The sequence below is a fragment of the Janthinobacterium sp. UMAB-56 genome (assembly GCF_900095265.1).
In the GTDB taxonomy this organism is placed as follows: Bacteria; Pseudomonadota; Gammaproteobacteria; order Burkholderiales; family Burkholderiaceae_D; genus Janthinobacterium.
In genome coordinates this window covers 18,393-40,389 of sequence record NZ_LT607657.1, presented here as the reverse complement: position 1 = coordinate 40,389, position 21,997 = coordinate 18,393, and the positions used below count along the sequence as shown (strand labels likewise).

22 protein-coding genes and 1 pseudogene are annotated in these 21,997 nt (G+C 63.7%); 4 read left to right on the top strand and 19 right to left on the bottom strand.

Features of this window, described 5'->3' with window-relative positions; translation table 11 throughout:
* Positions 1–83: 83 nt before the first annotated feature.
* Positions 84–529: pseudogene (locus tag K0F85_RS14295) on the top strand (PLP-dependent transferase); the annotation flags it as partial.
* On the opposite strand, the gene K0F85_RS14290 reads toward K0F85_RS14295, so the two are convergent.
* Positions 526–1,335, bottom strand: coding sequence for an SDR family oxidoreductase (locus K0F85_RS14290; protein WP_219116669.1), 810 nt, complete (start codon positions 1,333–1,335; stop codon positions 526–528). The pseudogene K0F85_RS14295 and the gene K0F85_RS14290 sit on opposite strands and share 4 nt — an antisense overlap.
* Positions 1,336–1,501: 166 nt before the next feature.
* Between K0F85_RS14290 and K0F85_RS14285 the strand changes: the two genes are divergently transcribed.
* Positions 1,502–2,089 carry a TetR/AcrR family transcriptional regulator gene (locus K0F85_RS14285; RefSeq protein WP_219116668.1) on the top strand — a complete coding sequence of 196 codons (588 nt, stop codon included), beginning with the start codon at positions 1,502–1,504 and terminating at the stop codon, positions 2,087–2,089.
* Here the strand turns inward: K0F85_RS14285 and K0F85_RS14280 are convergent.
* From K0F85_RS14280 to K0F85_RS14240, 9 genes are all read right to left on the bottom strand, one after another.
* The gene (locus tag K0F85_RS14280; protein WP_219116667.1) at positions 2,037–3,089 is read right to left on the bottom strand and encodes an AAA family ATPase; all 1,053 of its coding nucleotides are present in this window, start codon (positions 3,087–3,089) and stop codon (positions 2,037–2,039) included. The two genes, K0F85_RS14285 and K0F85_RS14280, sit on opposite strands and share 53 nt — an antisense overlap.
* Positions 3,086–4,465, bottom strand: a complete 1,380-nt coding sequence (locus tag K0F85_RS14275; RefSeq protein ID WP_219116666.1) for a capsule biosynthesis protein CapK — start codon at positions 4,463–4,465, stop codon at positions 3,086–3,088. The genes K0F85_RS14280 and K0F85_RS14275 overlap by 4 nt, the downstream gene beginning before the upstream one ends.
* On the bottom strand, positions 4,462–5,055 hold the full coding sequence (locus K0F85_RS14270) for a hypothetical protein (protein ID WP_219116665.1): 594 nt from the start codon (positions 5,053–5,055) through the stop codon (positions 4,462–4,464). Before K0F85_RS14270 ends, K0F85_RS14275 begins: the two co-directional genes overlap by 4 nt.
* 15 nt (positions 5,056–5,070) lie before the next feature.
* Complete coding sequence (locus K0F85_RS14265; protein WP_219116664.1) at positions 5,071–6,864, bottom strand: VWA domain-containing protein; 1,794 nt, start codon at positions 6,862–6,864, stop codon at positions 5,071–5,073.
* On the bottom strand, positions 6,861–7,832 hold the full coding sequence (locus K0F85_RS14260; RefSeq protein WP_219116663.1) for a hypothetical protein: 972 nt from the start codon (positions 7,830–7,832) through the stop codon (positions 6,861–6,863). The genes K0F85_RS14265 and K0F85_RS14260 overlap by 4 nt, the downstream gene beginning before the upstream one ends.
* Positions 7,833–7,841: 9 nt before the next feature.
* Positions 7,842–8,315, bottom strand: a complete 474-nt coding sequence (locus tag K0F85_RS14255) for a hypothetical protein (protein ID WP_219116662.1) — start codon at positions 8,313–8,315, stop codon at positions 7,842–7,844.
* The gene (locus tag K0F85_RS14250; RefSeq protein WP_219116661.1) at positions 8,312–9,892 is read right to left on the bottom strand and encodes an AAA family ATPase; all 1,581 of its coding nucleotides are present in this window, start codon (positions 9,890–9,892) and stop codon (positions 8,312–8,314) included. Before K0F85_RS14250 ends, K0F85_RS14255 begins: the two co-directional genes overlap by 4 nt.
* Before the next feature lie 74 nt (positions 9,893–9,966).
* Positions 9,967–10,572 carry a glutathione S-transferase gene (locus K0F85_RS14245; protein WP_219116660.1) on the bottom strand — a complete coding sequence of 202 codons (606 nt, stop codon included), beginning with the start codon at positions 10,570–10,572 and terminating at the stop codon, positions 9,967–9,969.
* Positions 10,569–11,426, bottom strand: coding sequence for an alpha/beta fold hydrolase (locus K0F85_RS14240; protein ID WP_219116659.1), 858 nt, complete (start codon positions 11,424–11,426; stop codon positions 10,569–10,571). Before K0F85_RS14240 ends, K0F85_RS14245 begins: the two co-directional genes overlap by 4 nt.
* A 99-nt stretch (positions 11,427–11,525) precedes the next feature.
* Between K0F85_RS14240 and K0F85_RS14235 the strand changes: the two genes are divergently transcribed.
* Entirely contained in the window at positions 11,526–12,389 is an 864-nt protein-coding gene (locus tag K0F85_RS14235; protein WP_219116658.1) for a LysR family transcriptional regulator, read from the top strand.
* 12 nt (positions 12,390–12,401) lie between these two features.
* Here the strand turns inward: K0F85_RS14235 and K0F85_RS14230 are convergent, their stop codons facing one another.
* The 6 genes from K0F85_RS14230 to K0F85_RS14205 form a co-directional block, all read right to left on the bottom strand.
* The gene (locus K0F85_RS14230) at positions 12,402–12,920 is read right to left on the bottom strand and encodes a hypothetical protein (RefSeq protein ID WP_219116657.1); all 519 of its coding nucleotides are present in this window, start codon (positions 12,918–12,920) and stop codon (positions 12,402–12,404) included.
* A gap of 2 nt (positions 12,921–12,922) precedes the next feature.
* The gene (locus K0F85_RS14225; RefSeq protein WP_219116656.1) at positions 12,923–14,077 is read right to left on the bottom strand and encodes an ABC transporter permease; all 1,155 of its coding nucleotides are present in this window, start codon (positions 14,075–14,077) and stop codon (positions 12,923–12,925) included.
* Complete coding sequence (locus K0F85_RS14220; RefSeq protein ID WP_219116655.1) at positions 14,074–15,255, bottom strand: ABC transporter permease; 1,182 nt, start codon at positions 15,253–15,255, stop codon at positions 14,074–14,076. Before K0F85_RS14220 ends, K0F85_RS14225 begins: the two co-directional genes overlap by 4 nt.
* A gap of 6 nt (positions 15,256–15,261) precedes the next feature.
* Complete coding sequence (locus tag K0F85_RS14215) at positions 15,262–16,236, bottom strand: HlyD family secretion protein (RefSeq protein WP_219116654.1); 975 nt, start codon at positions 16,234–16,236, stop codon at positions 15,262–15,264.
* Between the two features lie 2 nt (positions 16,237–16,238).
* Complete coding sequence (locus K0F85_RS14210) at positions 16,239–17,663, bottom strand: TolC family protein (RefSeq protein ID WP_257572775.1); 1,425 nt, start codon at positions 17,661–17,663, stop codon at positions 16,239–16,241.
* A 287-nt stretch (positions 17,664–17,950) separates the two neighbouring features.
* Positions 17,951–18,811 (bottom strand): ABC transporter substrate-binding protein, encoded by an 861-nt coding sequence (locus tag K0F85_RS14205; protein ID WP_219116653.1) that lies wholly within the window; start codon positions 18,809–18,811, stop codon positions 17,951–17,953.
* A gap of 248 nt (positions 18,812–19,059) precedes the next feature.
* On the opposite strand from K0F85_RS14205, the gene K0F85_RS14200 reads away from it, so the two are divergent.
* Complete coding sequence (locus K0F85_RS14200) at positions 19,060–19,323, top strand: heavy-metal-associated domain-containing protein (protein ID WP_219116652.1); 264 nt, start codon at positions 19,060–19,062, stop codon at positions 19,321–19,323.
* 39 nt (positions 19,324–19,362) lie between these two features.
* Here K0F85_RS14200 and K0F85_RS14195 read toward each other — a convergent pair whose 3' ends face one another.
* The 3 genes from K0F85_RS14195 to K0F85_RS14185 are packed head-to-tail and all read right to left on the bottom strand — an operon-like array spanning position 19,363 to position 21,851.
* Positions 19,363–19,890, bottom strand: a complete 528-nt coding sequence (locus tag K0F85_RS14195) for an SCP2 domain-containing protein (protein ID WP_219116651.1) — start codon at positions 19,888–19,890, stop codon at positions 19,363–19,365.
* Positions 19,891–19,910: 20 nt separating this feature from the next.
* Entirely contained in the window at positions 19,911–20,807 is an 897-nt protein-coding gene (locus K0F85_RS14190; RefSeq protein ID WP_219116650.1) for a U32 family peptidase, read from the bottom strand.
* A gap of 9 nt (positions 20,808–20,816) precedes the next feature.
* Positions 20,817–21,851 (bottom strand): peptidase U32 family protein, encoded by a 1,035-nt coding sequence (locus tag K0F85_RS14185; protein WP_219116836.1) that lies wholly within the window; start codon positions 21,849–21,851, stop codon positions 20,817–20,819.
* Positions 21,852–21,997: the final 146 nt, after the last annotated feature.

The window sequence follows — 21,997 nt, the reverse complement described above, 5'->3', positions numbered from 1 at the left end:
GAGCTCCCCTGCCCCATCCTCGGCGTCCACGGCGTCGGGCCTGTTGCGCACTGATTATGCGCGGCGCATGAATGCCGTGTTTGACCATATCGCCCGCCACCGTCGACAGCGGCAGATTCCCGTGGGCCGAACACAAGGAACGCTTCAAGCGCCTGAACGAGCCGGACGTGTCGTATCACGACGTCGTCTACACGGAGGCGTTCGGCCGCGCGCGCGTCGTCACGCTGCGCAATTTGGGCGCGGCGACTCGCCCATGAGCGCCTTCCAGCTGATCCAGGGTGTCGAGACCCTGGCCCTGCGCACGGCTGGCGCGCGTGTGCCCGACGCCCTGCAATTGTGCACGCGCCCGCTCAACATCGGCGACGCCAGGTCGCTGGCCACCCACGCTGCCTCCAACTCGCACCGCCAGCGCAATGCCGAGGAACTGGCCAAGGCGGGCGTATCCGGAGACATGCCGCGCCTGTCCATGGGCATCGAGCCTATCGACGATGTGCGCGAAGACCTGGAACAGGGCTTGAACGCGCCTTAATCGGCCGCCTTGATGCCGTAGCGTGATGCTGGCTTGCCGTGCATCGCGCCCGCGAACAGGGCCAGGCGGGCCGCGTCAAAACGCTCCCATAGTTCCTGGTCTTGCACCGAAGGCAAGGTTACCAGCTCGCCCTGGTCCAGGCCTGCCAGCGCGGCGTCGACACAGTCTTCCGCCCGCATGATGGTGGCCTGGTCCAACTGCGTCAGGGGCACGCCGCTCAATTCCCAAATTTCCGTCGCCGTCGTTGCTGGCAACACCAGTTGCACCACGATGCCCGTGCCGGCCAGTTCCTGCTGCAATCCCCGCGTAAAATTCATCACATAGCCCTTGGTGGCGCTGTAGATCGTGCTGGCGGGCAGATTATGGAAGGACAGCACGGAACCGATGTTGATGATGGTGCCCCCCTTGCGCTGCTTGAATTGCGGCAGCACGGCATACGTCAGCTCGGCCAGCGCCGTCACATTGACCTTGTCCATGGTGGCGATGCCCGCCCGAGCCGTATCGGCGACGGGCGCCAACGTCGACGCACCCGCATTATTGACCAGCATGGTGATGGCCGGGTTGCTGGCCAGTTCATTGGCCACGCGCTGCAGGTCTGCCGGTGCGGACAAGTCGGCCGCCATGGCGCGCACAGCCACGCCATACTTGTCTGCCAGCGACTTGGCCAGTACGCCCAGGCGCTCGACCCGGCGCGCCACCAGTATCAAATCATAGCCACGGCTGGCCAGGCGGTCCGCATACACGGCGCCCAGACCAGACGATGCGCCAGTGACGAGGGCCGTGCCTTGGATGTTGCTTGTACTCATGATAATTCCTTTAAGGTTGTCAATTTGAAATTAAATGAACCACAAGCATGACACTCGTCATGCTTCGGTGCAGCACTAATCATGATGATCGTAATGATTAGTGCTGCAATCATGACGTACGTCATGTATGATGTCAACGGAAATGTGTGATGACCAGGAGAAGACCATGCGATACCCTGCGGCCGAGACGGCAGAAAAACACCAGCGCATCCTGACGGAAGCGGCACGCTTATTCCGAGAACAGGGCTTTGACGGCGTCAGTGTGGGACAGATCATGCAGGCGACGGGGCTGACGCACGGCCCCTTCTATAACCACTTCGCCTCGAAGCAAGCGCTGATGGCCGCAAGCACCCTGCACGGCTCGGAGCACTCGCGCGCTGCGCTCGATGCAGCCACGGCCAGTCCGGAAGCGATGCGCCAATACGTGCGTGATTATGCGAGCGCGGCCCACCGCGATGCGCCCGGAAATGGCTGCCTGCTGGCCGCGCTGGCAGGCGACGCGCGCAAGCAGCCGGCCGTGCGCCCCGCCTTCACCTTCCATCTGACATCCATCCTAGCAAAACTGACCACGCATTTTCCGTGGCAGAAAAAACGCAAGCCGCGGCAGGAAGCCATCGTCATGCTGTCGGCCATGGTAGGTGCCGTGGCGCTGGCGCGTGCCGTCGATGATGCCGCCTTGTCGGACGAGATACTGGCAGCGGTCAGCACCAAATTTGCCCCAATGGCGCCGCCAACAACTGCGCCACCTGCCTGACCCTCTTGTCCACCGTGCCGGTGACACTGGCATAGGCAATCGCCCGCCGTGCCAGCTCGGCCTGATACCACGCATGCTGGCGCGCGCGGAAATCCGCGTCGCGGCGCGTGCCGTCCTGGATGAAGGGAAAATCGGGGGCGCACAGCAGCACCAGGTCGTAACGGTGTTCAGCCAACTGCGCCAGCTCCTGCTCGGCCCTGCCGAACATCTCGCCGCAGTAAAAATACGTCGTCAGCGGCGAGGTATCGCAGAACAGCCAGCGCCGCGCAGCCAAAAGCGCCTGCGCTTCGCGCCGCAGCTGTTCCCGGCCTATCCTGAGCATATCATCGTAGGCCAGCACGCCATCCTGGCTTTGCCACAGTTCGCGACCATATTCGGCCACCCAGGCCGTCTCGAAATGCCGCGCCAGCGCTTGCGTCAAGGTCGTCTTGCCGCTCGATTCTCCACCGAGCACGCACACGCGCGTAACAAAATCGGCACGGACAATGGGCGACAGGAAGGCGCTGTGCGCCTGCGGGTCTTGCCTTAGCAGCGTGCCGGACACGGGCACCAGCGTTCGCGTCTGGTCCACGCTCACGTGCGCCACCGGCCCGCCTGCAAAATGCCGTTCCAGCACGCGCGCAAAGCCGGGGCCATACTCTTCGCTGGTGAAGACGGCATCGACGGGCAAGTCCAGCACCGTCCAGCACAGCCAGCCCATGAAATGGCGGTGCTCGTCGCCTTCGGCGTCGTTATGCGGCAGCGCGCGCGCCGGCATGCCGCGCGCCGCGCACAGAGCGGCCAGGCGCGCATCGTCCAGCACGACGAGCAAAGCCCGGGGAAATCGCGCGCGCAGCCAGCCTTCCCGGCGCGCCGGTTCCAGGCCGGGAAATTCGGGCTTGGTATAACTGACCACCAGCAGTTCTTCGCACGCCTCCTGCGCCCGCTCGATCAACAGTTCGTGGCCCTTGTGCAGCGGGCAAAATTTGCCCACCACGAGGCCGCGTTTATAAAGGTTCATGCCACTGCTTCCTGCAAATCCGAGGTGTATTGAATGATCTTGTCTTGCGCCAGCAAAGTCTCGACCGTGATGGCGCCGAAAAAGGGCGCGAGCAAGGCGCGCGCCTGGTCTGCCTGCGGCATGGCGCCTGGCGCAAGGCGCAGCGCGACACCGCCATCGCCACGCTGGTGCACGCCGAACAAGGCGATGGCCAGCGGTTTCAAGGCATGCGTGATGTCGATATTATTGATCCACTCACCGTTGATCGTCCTGTAGCGCAGCGGGCTGCGGCCGGCCAGCCCCAGCAGCACGGGGCCGTGGGGGCCATGCACCAGCGCAGCGTAGTCGCCCGTACGGTAGCGCACCAGGGGCAGGCAGAAATTAAATCCGCCCGTCACCGTGATTTCGCCGCGCGCGCCATCCGGTACGGGCTGGCCAGCACTATCGAGGATTTCCACATACAAGCGGTGCTGCAGCAGCACGTGGCCGCCCGCCAGTTCATCGTAGACGGCGACCGGCCCCACTTCATTGAGCGAATAGAGGTCGAGCACGGGACAGCCGAAGCGTTGTTCCAGGCGCGCGCGCATGCCGGGCAACAGCATCATCGAGACGGACAACAACGCGGCCGGCTTGTGCGTCATGGGCAGGGTCAGCAGCTCGGCAAACGAGATCGGGTCGCCCGCGATCAATTCGGGCGCCATGGCATCCAGGTAGCGCGCGCGGTCGCCAGGGTCGCGCCAGTCGTCCACGTGCAGATTGATCTTCGCCAGGCCCGATTCGTGCATCGTGGGCGTGACGGAGACGTAGGTAAAGCAGCGGCGCTGGTGCCCCAGCAGCATGACGCCCACCTGGCCTGCACCATGGCGCAGGGTGACGCCAAAACGGCGCAGCGCGCGCTTGTGGAAAGCCAGGTAGCGCCCCGCCACCAGCGGGTGCGAGGCGATCAGCAGCGGGTGCCCCGTGGTGCCCGTGGTCTGGAAGTTGATCATGCGCGCCAGGTCCGCATCGTCGGGCACGAAGGCGGCGATATCGTGCGCCAGTTCGGCGCGGCTGATGGGCGTTGCATCGATGAGACGCGCCGGTGGCGAACCGCAGGCACGAAAGTACGGCACCGTGGCATAAGTCGCCCTGAGAAAATCCGCCAGCCAGAACGGCGGCGCGTCAGCGCTCCAGTCGATCTCCGCCTGCATGACTTCCTGTTCGTAGGCGCGCAGGGCAGCCACCTCGCCGGCCTGCAGCTTGTTGCCGCTGCGGTTGCGATACACGGGCGCTGCGGGATGGCTGCGCATTTTTTCCAGCATGCGCGCGCCCGTTTGCGTCAGCGTTGGACAGTAGTCGCGGTCCGATTCCCAGGCGCCGCCCGGCAGATTGACATCAGGTTTGCCAGCGAGCGTCATTCGCGCGACCACTTGTCGGCCGATTCCTCGGCCGCCTTCTTTGCCAGCGCCTCGCGGATTTCCCGCGCGCGCTGTTCCGCCAGCCGGCTCGCTTCGAGCAGACGGCGGCGCTCCGTGCCGCTGATGGCCGACAATCTGTCCGTGGCCTGCGCCACGCTTTCGTCAAGGGGCCGAAAACCCAGGCGCGCCAGCACGATGCGCGCCAGTTCCTCGCGCCGCTCGGGGTCCTGGGTAAACTGGTGGGCAGGCGTGGCGGCAGCCAGCTCGCGCGCCCCCTCGCCCAGCACTTGCAGCAAGGCTGCTTGCGGCAACTGCTGGGCGAGGAACCACTCGTCGGCCAGCAGCCAGCACACGATCATGGCCAGTGCCAGCCGGTTGCGGTCCGCTTTTACCTGCGCGCCGATAAAACCCTGCAGTGACGCGGCCGGCGCGCGAGCGCCATGCAGCAGCAAAATGTCATTGACCAGCGCAGCAACCGCCACCGATTGCGCGTTGGCGACGCCGGCAATGCGCGGTTCTGCGAGGAATTCGACGGGCGTGTCGGCCAGGCGGTGCGTCAGGTTTTCGAGTGGGGGACCGGGAGTGTGCATATTCTTGTCGTATTCTTACTTCACGTAGTGGCGCCGGCTGAACGCGCGCGCAAAGTCCAGCAAGTCTTCGTAGCGCTCGACGGCGTGGATATCCCAGCCCTGCTCGCGGCGCGCGCGTTTCAGCGCGTCATAGGTCTGCTGCAGCCAGGTGTGGCTGGCAGCGCCATCCCAGTCGCGCTCCAGGTTCAGGGCCATGGTGCCGCCCGCGCCGCCCTGCGCCAGCGCCCTGGCGGAAATATCCCAGCCGCTGTTACCCTTTTCATCATTGTCGAACATGGTGGTGATGCCATCGTCGGAAATCATCAAAATGTGCACGGGCCGTTCGCGCCTGGCCGCATACGTCTGACGCAAGCAGTGGATGGGGAAGCAGGTGCCGCCGCCAAAAAACTCCGTCAGCACGCCCAGGATCATGTCTTCATCGCGCACGAAACCTGGCGTCTGCATCACCTGCTTCTTGCCGCTCCACAGGGTCACCTGCACCTTCGCGCCGGCGCGCAGGGCGGACAGGGCGATGACGGCGCCAGCCAGTGTCAGGAACGAGGTGTGCGCCTGCGGGTTGGGCATGGAGCCGGAACTGTCCACGTACATATCCAGGTCGACGGGCATGGCGTCGATGGCGTGCGCCGGTTCGCGGCCATACACCCGGCGCACGGTCGTCACGCCGGGCACGGGGCGCGGCGACTGCAGCACCGATTGCAGCCAGTCGATGTCTGCCAAAGGATCACCGATATCCCACGCTTCCAGCCCTTCCATCTGCGGCTCCTGCGACTCGGGCGCGGGGCGGCTGGGAAACTCCACCAGGTGCGGCAAGGCCCGTTCGCGGTAGTAGCGGATGGCGATTTCATGGTCGCTCAAGTCCACGCCCGAGGCCTTCAAAATGTCGCCAAGCTCGAACGGTTCGCGCAACTGGCCGCCACCCGCCCTGGCCGGCACATTGGCCTGAGGCTCTTCACCCTCGAGGCCCGAGATGCGCTTGTCGTGCACGGGATGAATGGCACCACCCTCTTCGTCATCCTCGATCTGCTGCGCGCCATACGTCTGGCAGCCGCGGGCGGCGTCGCGCGTGTCCTGCAGATAGCGGCTGGGGTCGAGACTGTCACCCAGGGCATCCGTATCCGCTACCAGGTAAGGCAGCAGCAAGGTGGCGAAACGGCCGGCGGCCAGCATCCAGTCGTTCGCATACACGCGTATCAGGCGCGCGCCCAGCCAGGCATCCGTGTCCAGGCGCTCGTCGGCGCCGTTATCCATGCCCGCGCCACCCAGTTCCCCCTTATCCAGCTGCCACAGGTTTTCATAGATGCGCATGTACAGGGTCCACACGCCGCCGGCCTTGGCCTGGCCATCCGGCGCAGGCTCCCTGCCCTGCTGCAGCTTGCGATAGATGTCGGCCATGCGCAGATTCGCCTGGCGCTGCAAGCGGTCGTTGATGAACAGGTCCGTGTACAGGTTGGCCACCATGGGCGCGTGCTGTTCCAGGGTGGGCAAGGCGCGGCGCATGCGCGCCAGCAGGCGAAACTGGTCGCTGGCGCTACCCGGCGCGAGGATGTGGTGGCCGATTTCATGGGCGAGCACTTCCAGCGCATAGTCTTGCAAGCCCAGCTCCGTCACCAGCGGCAAGTCCACCACCACGCTCTGGTCCAGCAAACGGATCATGGCGAAGCTGCCGGACAGGCCCATCTTGCTGGCCTCGACATGGCTGGCGCACAGGCTCGGGTCGCGCAGGCGCGTAAATTTGCTCCACACGGCCAGGGCCTCGGGCCAGGCGGCGCGCCAGATATCGATCAGCGTGGTGTCGGCGGTCTTCTTCATGCAAGCGGCAACAGGCGGATGGCATGCGTATAAGGTGAGGTGATGGCGAGCGTATGCGCATTGACGGCAAGGGCGATGTCGCCGGCCGGCAAGTCGAGCTCGATACGCCGCGCGCCGATATGCAGGGTCGCTCCATCGAGGCGCACGGACGATGGCAGCTCGGTGTACGCCTGCGCGAACTCTTGCGCCGTGGCGCCGTGCAGCACGGCGCCATAGGCATCGGCCACCAGCAGATAATGACGCTCGGCGCTGCGCACGACAAAACCGTCCGCCGAGGCGCGAACTTGCGGCGGCGTACCGAAGTCGCCACCCAGGCCACTGAAGGCGCCAAACTCCCTGCCCTCGGCATTGCCGCGCCAGGGATTGGCCAGTAACTGCGCATGCACCTGCGGCCATTGCGCTCCCGGCTCGCCAAATGCGGCCAGGGCCAGCGCTGGTGGCAAGGTGTCGGCGGCGGCCAGCGCGCCCTCGCGGAAATGCGCGACGCCGGCGCGCCAGGCCAGCACCTGGCCCACGGCGCGCAGCTGCCCCAGCGTGGCGATCTGCGCTGCCAGGGCAGCGAGCTCGCGCTGCCACTGCGCGGGACGCGCGCCCGCCACGGCGCCAAGGTGGATGGCGGCGTTGCTGAGCATGCCCAACACATCCACGGGGGCCGTCGCCAGCAGCCCCGAAAACTGCGGCGCCAGCTCGCGCCAGACAGTGTTCAGGAAGGGATTCTTCGCGGCCGGCCCCGCCGAACCGTGACCCACCAGCTCCAGTGCCATGTCGTAGGCGGCCAGGGTGACACTACCCACGCGCTCGGGCGCAGCGGCGGCCACGGCCACCACCAGCGGATCGACGCTGTCGTGCAAAAAGGCGCCGAAGGCGGCCATGTCGAGCGCGGGAAAGCGCCGGCGCGCTTCCAGTGCGCGCGCATTGAACTGGGCGCGGCCGCTGGCAAGTATCGAGGCAAAGGCTGGAGAGATCATCGCCGCACCTCAATCGCTGTGCGAAAAGTGCAGCAGATAGCGTTCATCCCCCAGTTCGAACGCGATCTCGTCCCAGTGAATCGCGTACCAGAATCCAGGGGGCGGCGTCATGCTCACGACGTGCAGGGAAAAACCACCCAGCGCCTCATCGAGCGATGCGAAGAAAACGGCCACCAGTTGCGCGCGAAAGCGTCCAGGTGGCGCCGCCTGCATGTGCTGCGACGAGAAAAACCAGCGCTGGCACACCAGCTCCAGGTGCGCGCGCGCACACGGCGCCGCATGGAGGTGCCACAAGGCTGCCGGCAAGTCGCGTGCGGGTTCGATGACGTTCAAGGCATAATCTTCGACGCGCAAGCCCAGCGCCGTGGCGAGATCGGGTGCGTCGGGCAGGCGCTGCAACTCGTAGCTGGCGCACAGGTCGCTCGCCTCGCCATTCAGCATGGCCAGCGCTTCCAGAAAGCCTAGACAGCGAAGGACACTCATTGCGAACGCAGCCAGCTACGATAATTGGTGTAACGCTGGTGCAGGTATTTGAGCTTGAGCAAATCGTCATACAGTGGCCCGTACAGCTTGCGCCCCTTCGTGCGTTCGCCGATCAGTTTTTCGATGCGGTTCAGGCGCGCCAGCGTCTCGCGCTCGCTGACGCCATCGAGGCCCAGGTCGAATTGGGCCGACAAGACACCTACCGGGTCGTCGCGATCCAGGTCCAGGCGGTTGAATTCATCGTTCGACAGGTCGAACAGGCGGCGCAGCCAGCCCAGCCTGTCGCTGCGGTAGGCGGCGTTTTCCGGCAGCGCGAAAAAGGGTGCGTCCGGGTCTGGCTGCAGCTTGTTATGCAGCACAAACGGCAGCACCTGGCGCAAGTCTTCCAGCGCCACTTCGCCATTACCACGGAAATACGCCATGGCCTTGGCGTAGATCAGCAGCGCCATCAGGGTACGCACGGAGATGCCATTCAAAGTCTGGCAACCGAGGTCCTTCAGGCGATCGCGCCCATTGTCGGCCGCCTGCGCGGCGCCCCGGTCGGCGCCGGCCAGGCGGGCCGTATCCTTGGTCATGTATTCAAACTGGCCGCCGGCCGTCTCGAACAGCTCGAACTGGCTGGCAAAAAATTCCAGGCGGCGCCGCACGGCATCCGGCACGGTCACCTGGCGGATCGCCGAGACTATCTGATCGACCTCACCTTCCGTGAAGATGATCTCGGGCGGCACCAGCTCTTCGGGGCGCACGTTTTCTTCCACGCGCAGCAGCAGTTCGTTCAAGAAGCGCGGATTGAAAGCCAGCGCCTGCACCGTCACATCGACCCGGTCGCGTAACGCTTCGATCACCTGGTAGGTGCCGCCGCCCTGGTCGTCGTTCGCCGTCAAATACCAGGCCGCTTCCGGGCATTCGTAAATATGGTTCAGCACTTCCGCGTAATTGTCGCCCATGACGGTGAGCAGCGCGCTTTGGGTGCGCGTGGGGATGCGGTTGTATTCATCGACGATTTTCACGCGCATGCCCAGCCAGGCGCGCCAGGCGATGCGGATATCGTCCATGCTTTGCGCGTTCACCAAGTCCGCCGGCAGCGGATTGCCGAGCAAGTCGGCCACCGTCATCTGCGGATGGCCATGCTGCATGGCGCGCTTGACCTCCTTGACGGTGGCACCGGCCAGCACCCCCATGAGCAGCGCACTGGCCGTCTTGCCCCGCCCTGGCCCGCCAACGAACAGGCATTTTCGGCGCGTGGCAAAGGTCAGCAAGGGCAGCAGGATGAAGCTGGAATAACTTTGCGCCGACGGCAAGTTCAGTGTGCGGCGGCTGTCGCCCACTGCATACGTCTGCGACGGACCGTCGTTGTACTCGATGTCGTAATGGGGGCTGATAATGGCGTGGTTGACGATCCAGAAATAGGCCTGGCGCAGCTTTTCATCGAAGGGCCGCGCTTGCGTCTCGCCATCGCCGCCCAGCGCGATGGGGCCCTGGTACAAATCGGCCACGTCGAACTGCCGCGCAGCAGGCGCCGCCTTCGGCTTGGTGGGGGCTTGGGACAGGCGCTGGAACAGGTTAAAAGACGGCATGGCAATACTCTTCCGTTAAGGAAATGAAATTATTGCACAAGCCGCCTGCAATTACCGGTTCGGATGAAAGCAGATTAGCCCGCCATCGGCGTAGCCAGAAACACCGGCTGCCGCTCGGCAAGCGCCGTCAGCGCGGCCACGGCCGGATAATCGCTGGCAGCCATCACGTCGGGCACCATCTGCTGAGCAAAACTCCAGGCCACCGCAATGGTGATGCCGGCAATACTCAAGCAGTCTGGCGCCTCTTCGCGCAGTGACGCTTCCAGCTGCCGCCAGGTCCCATGCAATTGCAGCTGGACACGGTCCAGCCAGGGCTGGTGCTGCTTTTCTTGCGGGCGCAAGCGCCGCTCATAGACGATCTGCACGGCTTTGTCGCAGGCTGCCAAAGCATAGCTGGTCTGGCACAGCGCACGCAGGCGTGCCGGCCCTGGTTCCGGCCTGATGCGGGGAGCATGCGCGGCCAGTTCCTCCAGATATGCCAGGATCAGGGTCGAGTCCATCAGCACCTGGCCGCCGCCGGTGACCAGGGTCGGAACTTTGACGGCAGGATTGATAGCTTGTACCTGGTCGAAATCGGAAAACACCGACAGGGGCCTGTGTTCATGCTCCAGACCCAGCACTTTCATACTAATGGCAACGCGCCTGACGTAAGGCGAATCGAGCATTCCGATCAATATCATGGCCTCCTCCTTTCCATCTGATGAATAAACGCGATCACTTGTGCCGCGACGGCCGCTGGCGCATCCTCCATCAGGAAGTGCCCGGCCTCGTCAAACAGGTGCAAGGTGGCGCCGGGAATATCGCGCTGCAGGCGATGGCCATAAGCCACCGGCTGCCATTCGTCCTGCCGGCCCCATAATACCTGTACCGGCACGGTTAACTGCGGCAGTTTTTCGGTAAAGTCCATCGTATAGCAGGCGTTATAGTGCGCCACCTGGTGCTGGTAAAACGAGGGCTGGCCCACCACGCCGCACAGCGGCTCCAGGTAACACCGCAGCAGCTCGCCCTGCATCCTGTCCTTGTGGAAAACGGCCATGCCCAGCTGGCGCGCCATCGTGGCGCGATGCTCGCTGGCCGGTGTCAAAGCACACCGGGCGAAGTCATCGCGCAGATGCTTCCAGGTGGGCGATGGCCAGGAATCGTAGCTGGGCGCGTCGGCGATGCTCAAGCTGCGCAGGCGCGCCGCGTGGTCAAACGCCAGGCGCAGCGCAATGGCGCCGCCAATATCGTGGCCGAACAAATGGGTGGTCGGCAGTTGCCAGTGCTCGAGCAAGGCCGCCAGCAAGGTCACCTGCGCCGCTACCGAGGTGTCGGCCTCGACGGGCCGCTCGGATCGTCCAAAGCCCAGCAAGTCATACAGGTGCACGTGAAAACCGGCATCGACGAACAGCGGCACCAGTTCGCGCCAGATAATGCTGTGCGCCGGTGTACCATGCACCAGCACCAGCGGCGTGCCTGCGCCATGGATGCCGGTGGCGATACGGTGGCCGTGGATCAAGGCGTGGCTATTCAACAGCGGTTCTTGACTCGTCATCAGATATCCTTTTGTTTGCAGAACCTGCAGGCTAAGGCTTGACTGAACATGACACCAGTGACATTCTTTTGACCTTCAATCCAACTTTTGTCATAGTCCATGAATTTGCGTCTATCCATCGACGCCCTGCGTGTGTTCAGGGCAGTGGTACAAACCGGCAGCATGAGCCAGGCTGCCAGCCTGCTCCATCTGAGCCAATCGGCCGTCAGTTGGAAAATCAAGCGGCTGGAGCAGCAGCTCGATTGCCAGCTGCTGGCGCGCAGCGGCGGACTGTTTGGCACAACCGACCAGGGAGCCGTGCTGCTGCGGCATGCGTTCAACATACTCGACGCCCATGATGACGCCGTCGCCCATTTTTCGCCATCGGCGATGCACGGCCGGCTGCACATCGGCGTGACGGAGCAGATTTCACTGATGTACGTGTGCGCGGTACTGTCGCAGTTCTCGCATCACCACCCCGAGGTCGACGTACAGCTGGTGGTGGAGCAAAGCCAGGTATTGCGCGAACGCTTTGCCGACGGCGTGCTTGATGTGATTTTGCACCAAGATTTTGCTGGCAATGCGGCGCCGGGAGATACGCTGTTATGGACAGAAACGCTGCATTGGTGCGCTGCCACGGCAGAGCAGACTTTGCCGGGGGAGACCGTCAAACTGATCACCTACGGGCCGCACTGCTTTTACCGCCGGCTGGCCGAGGAAAAGCTGGGCCAGGCCGGAATGGCCTGGAGCGTGGGCCTGGAATGCCCATCGGTGGCGGGCATGCTGACCGCGATTGCCGCCGGCCTGGGCATGGCAGTGGTCAATGAACGCAACCTGGGCCAGGGCATGCACCGGCATGCGGCACTGGAACGGCTGGCACCACTGCCCCGCGTCGACAGCCTGCTGCGGGCCAATGACAACCTGCCCGACCCGGTGCGTGACGGTTTTTGCCGGCTGCTGCTGGCGGCATTGCAGAAAGCATGATGGATCCCGTCGCTAGCGATATGGCCAGAGCAGGTCAACCTTCTCGTCGTCGGTCAACCGCAAGCGCTTCCCGTCCTTGTCATTGTGCGCACCAAATATTTTCTTGTAGTTGTAAGTCTTGCAGTGCAGCGTCAACCAAGCGTGGTAGTAGTCATCAAGAAAAGCGCTGAATGTCTGCTGGAAGCCTGGTTCACTTGCGTCTTTTTCGGGCAGCTCGAAGCGGCCTATCCTGGCAATGATGTGCGCGATGTCCGGCCTGCTGACGCCGTCAAGTTTCACGGGGTCGGGCAAGGCGATCCTGAACGCCAGCACTTCCGCGCCCTCCTCTTCCCACCACTCGCGCAGATTGAAGCGGGAGATATCTTTTCCGGTTAGTGCCTCTAATTGATCCGCGAGCCTGTCGTATTCGGCGTTGTCGTCGTCGCCATGTGTGTCACAGAACTGCGCATAAGCCTGAATCGATGCCAGAATCGTGGCATACCTTTCTTCCGCCACGGCCAGTTGGGGCTCCAGCTCTTTCCCTGGTTTCATGATCATCCTTGTTTGACGCTGGGCGCAGACGCCTCGGCGCGCCAGCGCCACCAGCCCAATGCCACGCAGGCCAGCAGCAAGGCCAGCAAGCCCGCCACTTCATGGCGGATTTCATACAGCGAGGCGCCCATCTGGTTGAGTGCGACAAAGCCCTGTATGCCCGCCGTGGAGGGCAGCAGCCAGCGCAGCCATTGCAGCACGACAGGCATGGACGACACGGGCCAGGTCAGGCCAGCGAGGAACAGCACCGGCATCGAGGTGGCGATCATCAGCTGCGTGCCCCGTTCGCGCGTGCGAAACAGCATACCCAGCAGCATGCCGAAGGCCGCTTCTGCCAGGGAGAACAGCAGCAGCAACAAGAGCATGCCGCCAAAGTTGCCGCCACGGGGGTAATCCTGGAACCAGAAGACAAAGCCGAAAAAATAACAGCAGTTCAGGAACGCCACGCAGGCAAACGCCAGCAGCATGCCCACATAGCCGCCCGCCGTGCGCTTGCCTGCCAAGGGGAAGCTTTTGCGCTGGTACCAGGTGCCGAACAGCATGGTCATGCCGATCAGCAAGGTCTGCTGCACGATCAAGGTCGCCACGCCGGGCACGACATAGGCGCCATAGCCTTCCTTGACGTTAAACAGGGGCACGGCGGCCAAGGCAATGGGCGAGCGCTGCTGGTTTGCCTGTACGCTGGACGGCGTGCCCGCACCCAAACGCTTGAGCTCGATACCGGCCGACACGGTGCCTACCACTTCGGCCAGGCCATTCAAGGCCACCTTGTTGAGCATCAGATACAAGCCATTGCCCGCCACTTGCGCATGGGCGGCGCGGCCAGCCAGCACGTCCGTCTGCAAGCCGTCGGGAAGGATCAAGACGCCCATGACCTGGTCGCGCCACAATAAATCCTGCGCGACGGACAAGTCCGGCGTAACGGCCACGACTTGCAAGGAGGGATGGGCCATGGCGAAGCGCGTCAGCTGGCGCGACATGGCGCTGCGGTCCTGATCGACGACCGCCACCGGCACGCGTTGGACGATTTCCTTCGAGTACGGCAGCGGATAGAAGAAGGAATAGATGATGCCGCCAATGAACAGCAAGGTCAGCGCGCCCTTGTCCGTCAGCATGGCGCGCCAGGTGGCGAGAAAGGATGGCCAGCAACTATTCATGCGCGCCCCCATGCGGCCGGGGCATTCGCGCGGCGCGCCAGCAGGAATACGCCCACAGCGCCACAGCCGATGGCAAAGCCGGCCAGTATCAACATTTCCTGCACGCCATAGCGCCACGGCGCGCCGGCCAGCCAGTATTTCGTTTGCAGCTGCAGATAATGCGTGAGCGGCAAGGCTTCCGCCCAAGCGCGCGCCGGCGCCGGCATGGCCATCAAGGGAAAGGCCTGGCCCGCAAACGCGAAGGCCGGCGCCGTAATAAATGCCGCGCCCGACAGGGCCAGGCGCAAGGACAGGGTAGCGGCGATCAGCAGGGTCGCCAGGGCGCAGTAGGCTAGCACCAGCAGCAACATGCTCAGCAGTAAGGCCGGCAAGCTGCCCGCCACGGCCCAGTCCCGCGCCAGGCTGAAAAACAGCAAGTACAGCAGCGCCAGCGCGCAGTAGGCGACGAGGGGGAACAGCAGCTTGGCGCCGACGGCGCGCAGCCAGCTGCCATGGGCCGAGGCCAGCCATTGCGGCACCGTGCCCTCGCGCAATTCACGCCCAATACTCGTGACGACGGCAACGACGATGAAAATCTGCAACATGGCCGGCATCAGGGCCAGGGTCAGGAATGCTTCATAGCTGACATTATCGTTATACAGGCTGTTCAAGGTCGTGCGTATCGGTTCGAACTGGGCCGCCGCCTGCACGCCCGACATGCCCTTCTTGACCCGCGCCGTCATCTCGATGCCAGCCGACAAGGTGGTGCTGACCGTGCGTACGTCGCGCAGCAAGGCGCCCGCGTGCGAAGAAAACTGTGCGTTGTACAGCCATTGCACGGTGGCTTGCCGGCCACCCAGCAGTTTCTGTTCAAAATCGTTCGGAATGAGCAGATAGCCAAACGCCGTGCGTTCGCGCAGCCGGTGCAGGGCGTCGTCGCTGGAGGCCACCTTGGCCGACACCTCGATGCCGGGCGAAGCGTCGAGCCAGCGCGTCAGCTGGCGCGACAAGGTGGAGTTGTCGTTATCGATGACGACGATGGGCAAGTCGCGCGCGATGCCGGCGGAAAACACCAGCCACAACATACCGCACAGCACGACCGGAATCCAGCTGAGCATGCCGAAGTCCCAGAAGTCGCCGCGCAGCCGCCGCCACTCACGCGCCAGCGCCGCCGGCTGCTCTTTGTCAAGCTCGCTCATCGGCTATCAGAGCGGTGGAAACACAACCGACATGCCCGGACGCAAGCCATCGACCTTGATGGCGGGGCGCAAACGGATTTCAAACGTGCGCAAATCCGTGCCGCCCGGGCACGCGGCGCGCCAGGTGGCGAAGTCCGGCAGCACGGCCACGGAGCTGACCTTGAAGCTCAGTTGCTGTTTCAAGGCCGGCACGTTGGCCGTGTGCGTGCTGCCCATGGCAAACGCTGCCATTTCATCTTCGCGCACCTGCAGCACGGCCCAGGCGTCATCGAGATTCACCAGGGTGATCACGGGGAATCCTTGCGGCGCCAGTTCACCGGGCTGTATCTGGATCTTGCTGACCTGGCCCGCCACCGGTGCAACGATCTTCGTTTCCGCCAGGGCGATCTGCGCTTCCGTCAGCACGGCGCCCACCTGGCGCGCCTGGGCGGCGGCGGCCGTCTTGTCTTCGGAACGGGCGCCTTTTTGTGCCATGTCATATTGCGCGCGGGCAGCTTGCGCCAGCTGGTCGGCGGCGCGCCATTGCGCTTGCGCCTCGTCGCGTTTCTGCTGGGCGATCACGCCTTGCTCGAACATATTGTTGACGCGGGTATATGTGGTCTTGGCAATATTCGCCCCCGTCTGCGCCCGCTCCCAGTTAGCTTTGGCGGCACGGACTTCCTCCGGACGCGCACCGGCTTGCGCCTTTTGCACCACCGCATCGGCCGCTTGCGTGGCGGCCGTCGCCTGGGCGATCTTCGCATCCACCTCAGGGCTCGTCAGCTGGAACAGTAGCTGGCCTTTCGGCACCGTCTGGCCCAGCTTGACGTACAGTTCGCCCACCCTGCCCGGCACTTTCGACGACACATTGACTTCCTGCGCATCCATTTGTCCCTGCAAAGGCAGGTGCTGCGGCTGGAACGCCTGGTACAAGCCCCAGCCCACGAAGGCCAGAACGATGACGGCGGCGACTATGGCCAAGGGTTTTTTGGGGTTGCTCATTCTTATTTATCCACAGGTAATTGGATGTCGGCTGCGGCGGCCAGGCTGCCCAGGCGCTGCGTCTCGCCCGTCGCTTCCAGCAATTGCGCCAGCCCCATCACATAGTTATAGGCCGTCTGCGCGCGCTGCGTTTCCACCTTGGCCAGGTTCAGGCGCGCGTCGACCACTTCCAGCGACGTCACTTGCCCTTGCTGGAAGGCCACCGTTTGCAAACGGATATTTTCGCGCGCCAGTTCCACCGACGAGGCCGTGGACAGGTACTGGATGCGGGCATTTTCCAGCGCGCGCCAGTTTTTCTCGATCAGGGTGGGAATGTCGCGCTCGGCCTGGCGCGCCACCACTTCCACCCGCTCCTGGTCCAGCCTGGCGGCGGCGATCATCTTGCCCGTATTGATGCGGTGCACCAGCGGTACGGATACGACCAGGCCAACTGCCCAGTTCGAGCGCACGAGTTTTTCGCTGCCGCGATTCAAATTGTAGTTACCGATGGCAAACACAGTAGGCGCGTATTCCTTGCCATGCAACTTCAAGGCTTGCTCGGCCTGCACGCGCTTGCTGTCGATCTTTTTCCAGTTGGCATTTTCCCGCATGCCCGTGCTGATGAACGATTGCAGGGTGCCAACGGGCAAGCTATTGACGAACAGCGGCGTGCTGGGCCGCACTTGCGTCTTGACGGCAAGCAAACGGTCGAGCGCCACTTGCGCGATTTCCTCATCGCTGCGCGCCTGCGCTTCCTCGCTGCGGGCGCTGTCCAGGGCCACGTCGGCGCGCAAGCGTTCCGCGCGCGAAATCAGGCCGCCCTTTTCCAGCTTGGCCGCGTCGCGCTGGTGCTGCGTCACGCCTGCCGTCACGTCGGCCCGCACCGCCACCACCCGCTTGGCCAGCAGCAACTGGAAATAGCGCTGCGCCACCAGGGTGGCCAGTTGCTCTTCCGCTTCCGTGCGTTCGGCCTGGGCGGCCAGGGTCAGGCTGGAAGCGAGTCCCTTGACGGCGTCCAGGCGCCCACCCGTGTAGATGGGCCACATGCCCAGCAAGCCGAACGAGGTCAGATCCGTCACCACTTCACGGTTCAGGGAATTGGGAATGTGTGGCGTGGGCAAGCCGGGAATCGATGGCAGCACGGATTCGATACCGCCCACCACACCGGACAGGCCGCTCGTATCGATACTCAAGTCCGTCGACAATCGGCCGCGAAACGCCGTCAAGTCCACGGAAGGGCCGTCGATATTCGCCAAGGCTTCCGCTTTGAGTGTTTTTGCGCGCACGTCGAGCGCGGCGCCCTGCACGACGCCCGAGGCCTTTGCCGCTTGCTGCAGCGCTTCGTTGAAGGTCAGCGGCGCCCCTGCCGGCAGCTGCGCCTGGGCAGGCAGGGCTGCGCCCAGGGCCGTCGCCAGCAATAATGATAAGTGTCCTTGCAATCTGCCCATGTAGCGTCCAGTCAATGAATGAGGGGAAAGCACGGGGTTGCCATGTTTATACTTTCACAATAGCAATTATATCCACGGATGTCTATTCCAGCCTGCACGATTGCTTCACCGGGACGGCATAGAAACGGGCGCCACCAGCGCTGCGTCATTGATGCGCCGGCGCAAGCACGTTCGGTGGAAAAGAATTATCGCTAGCCATAGCTGCCCTGTTGAACGCGGCTTGCGTTTGATTAAACATGCTGCGCACGATGGAAGTGCTGCTTGGACTCTGATGAACAAAATTACAATTAATGATGTGGACGATACCAAAGTGCCTTGCGCTCCAGCGGCGTCTCCTCCGGCAAGTCAGGATTCGCCAGCTCCAGCACGTACCGACGGGACAGCTTCAAGCCATCGGCGAGACGGCCGAAATGCTGCTGAAACAGCCGCGCGAAACTGCCATCGGCGAGCATGGTTTCCAGTCCGCTTTCAATGTGGCGTGCCAGCTCCGGCCGATGCCTGCCGACAAAAAAATACAGCGCCGCCGGGTAGCGAATGACCAGGTGGGTATCTAGCGCCAGCGGCAATTGCGCATGGCTGGCCAGCTCGCTTTGCGCCTCGATCACGGAACGGGGAAAGTAATCGATGCGCCCTGCAGCCAGTTGCTGGAACAGGCCTTCATAGGTGCTCGAAGTATCGAGGCGCAAGCCATTCGCTTGCAGGATGGCGGAATCTGGCCAGTCGCGCATCTGGCCGGCAGACAGCCGCGCCAGGGCGCTGATACTGCGCACGGCCCGCAGCAACTGCGGCTGGCGCGCCTGGATCAGGGCCACGCGCCAGCCGATCAGGCCACGGTCGATGGGTATGCGCACCGGCAACAATTGCGTTTCGCGCGCGCGGCTCGTCATGGCCCACACGACATCGACGCTGCCCGATGCCGTGGCGATTTCTTGCATGGCGCGCGTCTGCACCATGCGCAGTTGGGAACGGCGCAGCGCATACGCCTGGCCCGAACGCGCCAGCGCCATTTGCAGCAAAGCCGTCACGTAGCCTTGCTGCGGATCATTGAGTGCCTGGTGTCGCGGATACACGAGCGGCAACGGCGCGGCGCCGGTAGCGACGCCAAACGGCCACAGGCCTGCCAGCATGAGCAGGGAGCGACGCTGCATGGCCCCTCCTTTCCAGCGCTTCATAGCGTTCTTATCAGAATGATAGTATCGCGCAGCACGCCACGCTTGTCGAATGGAATAAGGAAACTGTGTATAAAACAACAGCAGTTCCCGGCGGCAATGGAGGCAGAAGAATTAATCCAGATCAACAAAACAGCAAATAGAAAATAAAAAGCGCGTGCGCCTCTGGACGGCATGCGCGCCCCTCGCCTACGCTGTTTTTTTTATCTGAAAAACAAGAGGAAGCCATGCAGACTGCGCGCTTGAATATTATTGGTATGGATCACGAAGGCTGCGCCGACAGGCTGACGGGTGCGCTCGAAGGCGTCGCGGGCGTGGCCACCGTATGCGTCTCGCTGGCGCGCCACGGTGCCACGGTGCAATTTGACGAACGGCTGGCCACACAAGAGCGCTTGCTGGTCGCCGTCAACGACGCCGGCTTCATGGGCGAGGCCTCCGATGAGGAGCAACTGCCATCGTGCAGCGGCGCCTGCGGCCATTGCCGCCACTAGAACGCCTGCTGCCGCCCGTCGCGGCGCCCCCTTATCGGCTCAGCCTTCCCGCGCGCCCCGGTCGCGCAGATGCGCCAGCACGCGGCGCGGTCCCAGCGCCTGCAGGTCGAATGGCGGCAACTCGATGGCATCGAGCGTATTCTTGAACAGCAGACCCAGTTCCGTATCGCCTTCCAGGCTCAAACGGCGGCTGAAAAACAGGGTGTCCGGATCTTCCTGGCGCCGCGCCAGCAGCATCAAATCATGCACGCTGGCACTGATGCACAGGTCCGTCACGTCGACATAGCGCTCGGCCACGAACACCGTGCCCTGCCACTCGAAATCGAAGGCAATGCCCGCGTCCAGCAGCCGCAGGCGCAGGCTGCGCCCTTCCAGGCTGCGCCGCACGTCGTCGGGCAATTGCGGCGCCAGCAAGCGGTTCAATCCTTGCACGAACAGCCAGGAGGCAGGATACGGCGGCAGTTTCGACAGCAATTCTGCCAGCGGCTCGGGCAGCCGGTACGACATGGCAGGTTTGCTGGTAGCGGGCTTGGCCGGGACGGGTAATTTTTCCAGCTGATCTTGCATGGTGCTTCCTTTCGATGCGTTCAATGGGCGGCGTGCTGTTCCATGCCGGGCTGGCCGTGCCAATAGCCATCGCAGGCGCCGGCCGGCTGGCAGGCCGCCAGCTGGGCCTGGGCGCCGATGCCGCTGACCTGGCCGCGGCGGGCGCGGTCGAAGATGGCAATGACTTGTTGCGTATGCATGGCCTGCGGGCTGATGCGCGCCACCGACACGCCCATGTCGCGCATGGCGTCGAGTTCGCGCACCAGGTTGTAGACCAGCGCCGACTGCGTCTGCGTGCCATTCAGCACGAGGAAGGGCACGGCGTCGCGCGTGCGCAGCAGCAGGCCGTCCGGTTCTTCCAGGCAGCTGTAGCCGCAGTCGTCCTTCGGCAGGTTGCGGTTGCGCGCCGTAAAACAGCGCGCGGAAAACGCCAGCGGCATGCGACCATAGGCGAATACTTCCGTCTCCAGCCCTTCCGGTTTCTGGCGCTGCATCTCGGCCAGCGCCGCCTGCCCCATTTCCAGCGGCATCACCCAGCGCCGCGCGCCCAGGCGCGCCAGCAGTTGCAGGCTGGGGCCATTGAACAGGTTCAAATGGGGACCGGCGACAAAGGACGTGCCCTTGTCCATGCAGTGCACGGCGCCCATGTCGTTGGCCTCGACGTCGTAACGGCCGTTGCCCGTGATGCGGCGCAGGGTCGCCAATTCTGCGCCCGCCTCGATCAGCGCCTGCGTCGACAGCACCACTTCCTTGCCGGCGGCGGCCAGCATGTCGGCGATGTCGAGCCAGTCGCCCAGGCGCAGCTCATGCCGGCGCGAGCACACGGTTTCGCCCAGGTACACGATATCGACGGCGGAGCCGGCAATCTGCTGGTAAAACTCGAAGACGGTGGCGCGCGGCCAGTAGTACAGCAATGGACCCAGTGAAAGCTTCAGCATGTTCATCCTCTATTTCCAGGAGCGGTGGTAGGCACCAAGTGTGTGCTGCTGGCCTTCGGCCAGCTTGTCCATGGCCGCCATCCAGCCCGGCTTGACGGCGTAGCGCGCATTGCCTTCGCGGCAGGCGTCGATCGCTTCGCGCCACACGCGCGTGACCTGCGCCACGTAGGCGGGGCTGCGCTGGCGTCCTTCGATTTTCACGGCGCGCACGCCCATGGCGATCAGCTGCGGCAGCAGCGCCAGGGTATTCAAGCTGGCCGGTTCCTCGATGGCGTAGTACTCTTCGTCGTTGACGTCGAAACGTCCCTTGCACAGGGTCGGATAGCTGGCGTTCTCACCGGGCGCATAGCGGTCGATCAACACGCCGTTCAGGCGCGATTCGAGGCCGTTCGGCGTTTCCAGCCAGCGCACGGATTTCGCTGGCGAGCAGACGCCATGGGTATTCGGCGCCTCGCCCGTCGCATACGACGACAGCGCGCAGCGCCCTTCGACCATCACGCACAGGCTGCCGAAGCCGAACACCTCGATCTCGACTTCCGTCTTGGCGATCAGTTGCTCCACCTGCGCCATCGACAGCACGCGCGGCAGCACGGCGCGGGCGATGCCAAAGTGCTCGTGATAAAAGTTGATAGCCTCGTAGTTGGTGGCAGAACCCTGCACGGACAGGTGCAAACGCAGTTGCGGGTGGTGCTGGGCCGCATACGCCATCAGGCCCGGATCGGCGACGATCATGGCGTCGATGCCGGCTTGCGCGGCGCGGTCGATGGCGCTGCGCCACACGGCCCAGTTATGCGGCTGCGGATAGGTGTTCAGCGCCAGCAGCACCTTGCGTCCATATTGATGGGCGTAGCGCACGCCCTCGGCGATGGCCTTCTCGTCGAAATTGAGGCCGGCGAAATTGCGCGCATTGGTGGCGTCGCGAAAACCCAGGTAAACGGTGTCGGCGCCATGGTCGACGGCCGCTTTCAAGGCAGGCAGGCTGCCGGCCGGACAGACCAGCTCCAGCGGTCCGGCCACGCGGGTGGCGGTGGTTGATTCAAGCATCATGATATGCACAGTCCTGTAGCGGCTCAGGGTGCAGACTATAGCCCCGCCAATACTGCCCAGTCCTTGACGCAGGTGAAGGAATGCATGCATGGCGGGCGCGCGATCAACTTGCTTGACCTGGCTGTAAAATGCCCCACTTTTCT

Excerpts from the sequence above, each read along its gene's own strand:
- K0F85_RS14215 (WP_219116654.1), bottom strand. The coding sequence starts at position 16,236 with ATGAGCAACCCCAAAAAACCCTTGGCCATAGTCGCCGCCGTCATCGTT.
- K0F85_RS14225 (WP_219116656.1), bottom strand. The coding sequence starts at position 14,077 with ATGAATAGTTGCTGGCCATCCTTTCTCGCCACCTGGCGCGCCATGCTG.
- K0F85_RS14190 (WP_219116650.1), bottom strand. The coding sequence starts at position 20,807 with ATGCTGAAGCTTTCACTGGGTCCATTGCTGTACTACTGGCCGCGCGCC.
- K0F85_RS14280 (WP_219116667.1), bottom strand. The coding sequence starts at position 3,089 with ATGAACCTTTATAAACGCGGCCTCGTGGTGGGCAAATTTTGCCCGCTG.
- K0F85_RS14195 (WP_219116651.1), bottom strand. The coding sequence starts at position 19,890 with ATGCAAGATCAGCTGGAAAAATTACCCGTCCCGGCCAAGCCCGCTACC.
- K0F85_RS14220 (WP_219116655.1), bottom strand. The coding sequence starts at position 15,255 with ATGAGCGAGCTTGACAAAGAGCAGCCGGCGGCGCTGGCGCGTGAGTGG.
- K0F85_RS14260 (WP_219116663.1), bottom strand. The coding sequence starts at position 7,832 with ATGATCTCTCCAGCCTTTGCCTCGATACTTGCCAGCGGCCGCGCCCAG.
- K0F85_RS14265 (WP_219116664.1), bottom strand. The coding sequence starts at position 6,864 with ATGAAGAAGACCGCCGACACCACGCTGATCGATATCTGGCGCGCCGCC.
- K0F85_RS14200 (WP_219116652.1), top strand. The coding sequence starts at position 19,060 with ATGCAGACTGCGCGCTTGAATATTATTGGTATGGATCACGAAGGCTGC.
- K0F85_RS14245 (WP_219116660.1), bottom strand. The coding sequence starts at position 10,572 with ATGATATTGATCGGAATGCTCGATTCGCCTTACGTCAGGCGCGTTGCC.
- K0F85_RS14205 (WP_219116653.1), bottom strand. The coding sequence starts at position 18,811 with ATGCAGCGTCGCTCCCTGCTCATGCTGGCAGGCCTGTGGCCGTTTGGC.
- K0F85_RS14290 (WP_219116669.1), bottom strand. The coding sequence starts at position 1,335 with ATGAGTACAAGCAACATCCAAGGCACGGCCCTCGTCACTGGCGCATCG.
- K0F85_RS14240 (WP_219116659.1), bottom strand. The coding sequence starts at position 11,426 with ATGACGAGTCAAGAACCGCTGTTGAATAGCCACGCCTTGATCCACGGC.
- K0F85_RS14285 (WP_219116668.1), top strand. The coding sequence starts at position 1,502 with ATGCGATACCCTGCGGCCGAGACGGCAGAAAAACACCAGCGCATCCTG.
- K0F85_RS14210 (WP_257572775.1), bottom strand. The coding sequence starts at position 17,663 with ATGGGCAGATTGCAAGGACACTTATCATTATTGCTGGCGACGGCCCTG.
- K0F85_RS14275 (WP_219116666.1), bottom strand. The coding sequence starts at position 4,465 with ATGACGCTCGCTGGCAAACCTGATGTCAATCTGCCGGGCGGCGCCTGG.
- K0F85_RS14230 (WP_219116657.1), bottom strand. The coding sequence starts at position 12,920 with ATGAAACCAGGGAAAGAGCTGGAGCCCCAACTGGCCGTGGCGGAAGAA.
- K0F85_RS14250 (WP_219116661.1), bottom strand. The coding sequence starts at position 9,892 with ATGCCGTCTTTTAACCTGTTCCAGCGCCTGTCCCAAGCCCCCACCAAG.
- K0F85_RS14185 (WP_219116836.1), bottom strand. The coding sequence starts at position 21,851 with ATGCTTGAATCAACCACCGCCACCCGCGTGGCCGGACCGCTGGAGCTG.
- K0F85_RS14255 (WP_219116662.1), bottom strand. The coding sequence starts at position 8,315 with ATGAGTGTCCTTCGCTGTCTAGGCTTTCTGGAAGCGCTGGCCATGCTG.
- K0F85_RS14270 (WP_219116665.1), bottom strand. The coding sequence starts at position 5,055 with ATGCACACTCCCGGTCCCCCACTCGAAAACCTGACGCACCGCCTGGCC.
- K0F85_RS14235 (WP_219116658.1), top strand. The coding sequence starts at position 11,526 with ATGAATTTGCGTCTATCCATCGACGCCCTGCGTGTGTTCAGGGCAGTG.